Genomic DNA, 4,573 nt, shown 5'->3' with positions numbered 1-4,573 from the left:
CCGGCTCTTCAATACTCCGCTCATGATGCACAGGGCGCGGCTCGATACGGCGCTCGCTGCTCTCGGCCCGCGCTCGAACAGCACCAGCGTGCCGGGTATGCGCGCGAGCTCCGCCGCCCGCGCCCGCCGCGCATGCGACTTGGGCGGAAGGAAGCCCTCGAAGAAGAAGCGGTCGCTGGGCAGGCCGGAGAGCACCAGCGCGGTGAGCACGGCGGACGCGCCCGGCGCCGCGGTGACGAAGCCGCCGGCGCCGATCAGGTCCCGCACCAGCTTGAAGCCGGGATCGGAGACGAGCGGCGTGCCGGCGTCGCTGACCAGCGCGATGCGTTCGCCCTGATCGATCCGGGCCAGAACCTTCGGTCGCATCTCGGCGGCGTTGTGCTCGTGGTAGGCGGCGAGCGGGGCCGAGATGCCGTAATGGCTCGTCAGCTTGCGCGTGACGCGCGTGTCCTCGCACAGGATGAGGTCGGCGGCGGCCAGCGTCTCGAGCGCGCGCAGGGTCACGTCGCCGAGGTTCCCGATCGGGGTCGCGACCACGTGCAGGCCGGGTTGCAGCGCTCTCGCCGTCAGGCGCTGCCCGGCGAGCAGGTAGCTCCGGCCCCCGTCCTGGACCGAGGTGGTATCTGGATGGCTATCCTGCCGCTCGGGCCTTGGCATCGCGTCACTCGTCAGGTAGGGAGGTCGAAGTCTATCGGGGGCGCGCGCCAGCGGAAAGCAGCGCCTTCTTTCGGATCATCGGGGCGAGCGGCGCGGGCAGTGGGGAGCCCGCCCGGATGGCGGTGATGACGATGACTTTCCACATGCGCGCCTTCGGGCGCGCGACCCTCGTCGTCGCGACGGCGCTCGCGCTATCCGCCTGCAGCGGCGACGGCGGCGGGCCCGGCGAGGCCGCGCTCGATCCCACCCAGGGCGTTCCGACCCCGCAGGTCGAGAGCAAGCCGCTCGGCGAGATCGTCGGCCAAGGCTCCGTGAAGGTCGCCCTCGTTCTGCCCACCAGCGCCTCCGGCAATGCGGGGCTTGCGGCGCAGTCGATGCGCAACGCGGCCGAACTGGCGCTCGCGGAATTCAACACGCCGGACATCCAGCTCGTCGTGAAGGACGACGCCGGCAATGCGCAGGGCGCCCAGGCGGCGGTTCAGGCCGCCACTGACGAGGGCGCAAAGCTGGTCATCGGCCCGCTGTTCGCCCATTCGGTGGCCGCCGCGGCGCGCGTGGCGAAGCCGCAGGGCGTCCCGATCCTGGCGTTCTCGACCGACGCGAACGTCGCCGCGCCGGGCGTCTATCTGCTCAGCTTCATGCCTGAATCCGACGTCCAGCGGATCGTCAGCTATGCGGTCTCCAAGGGCAAACGTTCCTTCGCCGCGCTCCTGCCGGAAACCGGCTACGGCTCGGTCGTCGAGGCGGCGTTCCAGCAGGCGGTGGCCAAGGCAGGCGGACGGGTCGTCGGGCTGGAGCATTATCCGGCCGACCGGGGCAAGATGGCGGAGCCGGTGGCCCGGCTCGCCGAATCGCTGCCCCAGGCGGACGCCCTGTTCATCCCGGACACAGCGGACAACGTGCAGACGATCGTGGGCGTGCTCGCGACCAACGGGGTGAACCTCAAGAGGCTGCAGCTTCTCGGAACGGGCCTCTGGGACGATCCGGCGCTCACCCGCGACGCAAGCCTCGCGGGAGCATGGTTCGCGGCGCCGGACGATTCCGGCTTCCGGTCGTTCGCGCAGCGCTACAAGGCGAAGTACGGCTCCGAACCGGTGCGCACCGCCTCGCTCGCCTATGACGCGACGTCCCTCGTGGCGGCGCTGGTGAAGACGCAGGGGCCAGGCGCGCTGACCAGCGAGACCTTCGCGAACCCCTCCGGCTTCAAGGGCGTCGACGGCACCTTCCGGTTCCGGGCGGACGGCGGCAGCGAGCGGGCGCTCGCGGTGTTCCAGATCGATCCCGGCGGCGCCCGGGTGATAAGCCCCGCGCCGTCGAGCTTCGGCGGACAGACCGCCCAGGCCTCGGCTGCTCCCGCCGACTAGCGCCGCTTCACCAGATCCGGGTGACGGTGAAACCGGCTCGCCGGATCAGCTCGACCATCCCGTAGTCGCCCGGCAGGTGCAAAGCGCCGACCGCGACGAAGGCCTGCCCTCCGCTGAAGATCGGCAGCGCCCGCTGGAGCATGGTCAGGTTGCGGCGCGTGATGAACGCCGAGATGAACTCGGCGTAGCCGTCGATATCGAACACGCCGGCCCAGGCCGGTCCCCGCATCGCCAGCAGGTACCCGATGCGCCGCGTCGAGTAGAGGCCGGTGATGGTGCTCTCCATGTCCTCCGGCTTCAGCCGCTTGACGGCGGTGTCCCGCAGCATGCGCAGCGCCACGTCGTCAGGGATGGAGGCCAGCGCGTCGACCTGCTCCACTGGGCTTTCCAGTCCCAGCAACGTCGCGCCCTGCTCGAGCGCGAGGCGCTCGATCCTTGCGTCAGCGGTCTCGGTGTCCGTGCCCGCCCGGGGGTTGGCTGCGCAGTTCGACCTTGAGACCGTGAGCGCGAGGTACCAGGGCTGCAACTGATCGGCGACCCCTGGCGGAATGCCGGCGACGGACATGCGTCGCTCGACCTCCTTGCGGGTGTCCTCCGGCAGTCCCGACAGCGCGGCGCCCTGCGGCCGGAACGACCTGTTGGCGACCAGCCGGCGGAGCTCGGCCGCCACCCGCCGGGTGCTCGCGCCGGGCAATTCCGTCGCCACGACCGACGAGCGGCCGAGCGCCCGCAGCACGAGATCGTCGAAGCTCTTGGCCGCGGGTTCGCTCGAGTGCATCGTGCCGAACAGATACGAGACCTTCCCGGCGCGGCTCTCGATGCGCCAGAGCAGGCCCTGCCCGTTGGCGATCGCGCGGGCGCTGTTCTCGAATTTCTCGAAGCTCGGCGGGTCGCTCAACTTGAGCGCCTGGACCAGGTCGATCCCGCCGCACGGGTCGCTGCGACCTGAAGCGTCCGCGGATGGTGGCTTCGCGGCCGTGTCATCGGCGCGGAGCGGCGCTGCGGCGAGCAGGAGAAAAGCGACGGCCGCCAGCGAGCTCAGCCCCGCCGCCGCCGTGCCACGCCTCGCATCCGCCGAACGCGCCATGGATCAAAGATGGCGGCGTCCGCTTCGCGGACCAATCACATCTTTCTGATGCCTATCGTCGCGGCTCGCCGGTCCGGGCGCCGCGCCTATTGCGCCTGCGGCGCCAGCGGACGGGCGAGATCCCGGATCGACGCGATCGTCGAGTCGGCGTTCATCTCGTAGATGATCGGCGCGCCCGTGAAGAGCTCGCGCTCGAGCAGCGCGTCGGGCGAGAGCCGCTCGAGCGTCATAATCAGCGCGCGCAGCGAGTTGCCGTGGGCCGTGACCAGCGTGGTCTCGCCGCGCAGCACGTGAGGCAGGATCTCGCGGACGAAATAGGGGAGGGCGCGGGCGACCGTATCGCGGAGGCTCTCGCCGCCGGGAGGCGCGACGTCGTAGGAGCGCCGCCACAGCAGCACCCGCCCGTCTCCCCAGGTCTTGCGCGCGTCGTCCTTGTTGAGGCCGGTCAGTTCGCCATAGTCGCGCTCGTTGAGCGCCTCATCCTCGATCGTCTGCAGCCCGCGCTGCCCGAGCTCCTCGAGAATGAGCTGATTGGTGCGCTTGGCGCGCCGCAGCTTCGACGTGAAGGCGATGTCGAACTTGAGCCCTTCCGCCTTGAGGCGGCGTCCGGCCTCCCTCGCTTCCTCAAGGCCCCGCTCCGTAAGCTCCGGATCCTTCCACCCGGTGAAGAGGTTCTTGAGATTCCACTCGCTCTGACCGTGACGGACGAGGACGAGGCGACGATCCATACGCAGAGCTCCAGAAGCGGCGCCGCGGCGGCGGCAGCGATCCCTTATCGCAGGCGCCGCCGGATTGCACCGGAGGTTTTGCTCAGGCGGACGGCAGCCCGAGCACGTCGGCCATCGAATAGTGCCCAGGTTTGCGGCGGAAACCCCACAGGGCCGCCTTTACGGCGCCGCGCGCGAAAATCATGCGGTCTTCCGCACGGTGGCTGAGTTCGACGCGCTCGCCGGCGCCGGCGAAGATAACCGTGTGATCGCCGACCACGGTGCCGCCACGCAGCGTCGCGAAGCCGATCGAGCCCTTCGGACGCGGCCCCGTATGGCCGTCGCGCGAACGGACGGCGTTCTCCTCAAGCGAAAGCTCGCGGCCTGCGGCCGCCGCCTCGCCCAAGAGCAGGGCGGTGCCGGACGGCGCGTCGACCTTCGCCCGGTGATGCATCTCGAGCACCTCGATGTCCCAGTCCGGCCCGAGCGCGCTCGCGGCCTGACGCACCAGCGCGGCGAGAAGATTGACGCCGAGGCTCATGTTCCCGGAGCGCACGATCACGGCGTGCCGCGCCGCGGCGTCCAGCCGCTGCAGATGCGACTCCGCGAGGCCGGTGGTGCCGATGACGTGGACGATTCGTCCCTGCGCGGCGAGCTCGGACAGCGCGACGGTCGCGTCAGGCGTGGTGAAGTCGAGCGCCCCGTCGGCCGCCGCCACGAGCGGCAGCGGGTCGTCCGTCACCGCGACGCCCAGCGCG

At 70.6% G+C, this 4,573-nt stretch carries 5 protein-coding genes; 1 reads left to right on the top strand and 4 read right to left on the bottom strand.

Annotation, left to right across the window (positions count from 1 at the left end; translation table 11 throughout):
- The coding region (rsmI, locus tag ACIKT0_RS13305; RefSeq protein ID WP_407105805.1) for a 16S rRNA (cytidine(1402)-2'-O)-methyltransferase at positions 1–657 on the bottom strand (657 nt) is incomplete at its 3' end.
- Positions 658–788: 131 nt separating this feature from the next.
- On the opposite strand from rsmI, the gene ACIKT0_RS13300 reads away from it, so the two are divergent.
- Complete coding sequence (locus tag ACIKT0_RS13300; RefSeq protein ID WP_474998503.1) at positions 789–2,021, top strand: penicillin-binding protein activator; 1,233 nt, start codon at positions 789–791, stop codon at positions 2,019–2,021.
- 7 nt (positions 2,022–2,028) lie between these two features.
- Here ACIKT0_RS13300 and ACIKT0_RS13295 read toward each other — a convergent pair whose 3' ends face one another.
- The 3 genes from ACIKT0_RS13295 to dapB all read right to left on the bottom strand — a co-directional run.
- Positions 2,029–2,919, bottom strand: a complete 891-nt coding sequence (locus ACIKT0_RS13295; protein WP_407105803.1) for a TraB/GumN family protein — start codon at positions 2,917–2,919, stop codon at positions 2,029–2,031.
- A 275-nt stretch (positions 2,920–3,194) separates the two neighbouring features.
- Positions 3,195–3,836 carry a 2,3-bisphosphoglycerate-dependent phosphoglycerate mutase gene (locus ACIKT0_RS13290; protein ID WP_407105802.1) on the bottom strand — a complete coding sequence of 214 codons (642 nt, stop codon included), beginning with the start codon at positions 3,834–3,836 and terminating at the stop codon, positions 3,195–3,197.
- Between the two features lie 82 nt (positions 3,837–3,918).
- A partial coding sequence (dapB, locus tag ACIKT0_RS13285) for a 4-hydroxy-tetrahydrodipicolinate reductase (RefSeq protein WP_407105801.1) occupies positions 3,919–4,573 on the bottom strand: 655 nt, incomplete at its 5' end.

This window comes from Hansschlegelia beijingensis, from assembly GCF_045505405.1.
In the GTDB taxonomy this organism is placed as follows: Bacteria; Pseudomonadota; Alphaproteobacteria; order Rhizobiales; family Methylopilaceae; genus Methylopila; species Methylopila beijingensis_A.
Note: the sequence above shows the minus strand (reverse complement) of the source record. Positions and strands in the feature narration are given on the sequence as shown.

Bases quoted from the DNA above. Each gene is read 5' to 3' on its own strand.
- ACIKT0_RS13300 (WP_474998503.1), top strand. From the start codon at position 789: ATGACTTTCCACATGCGCGCCTTCGGGCGCGCGACCCTCGTCGTCGCG.
- ACIKT0_RS13290 (WP_407105802.1), bottom strand. From the start codon at position 3,836: ATGGATCGTCGCCTCGTCCTCGTCCGTCACGGTCAGAGCGAGTGGAAT.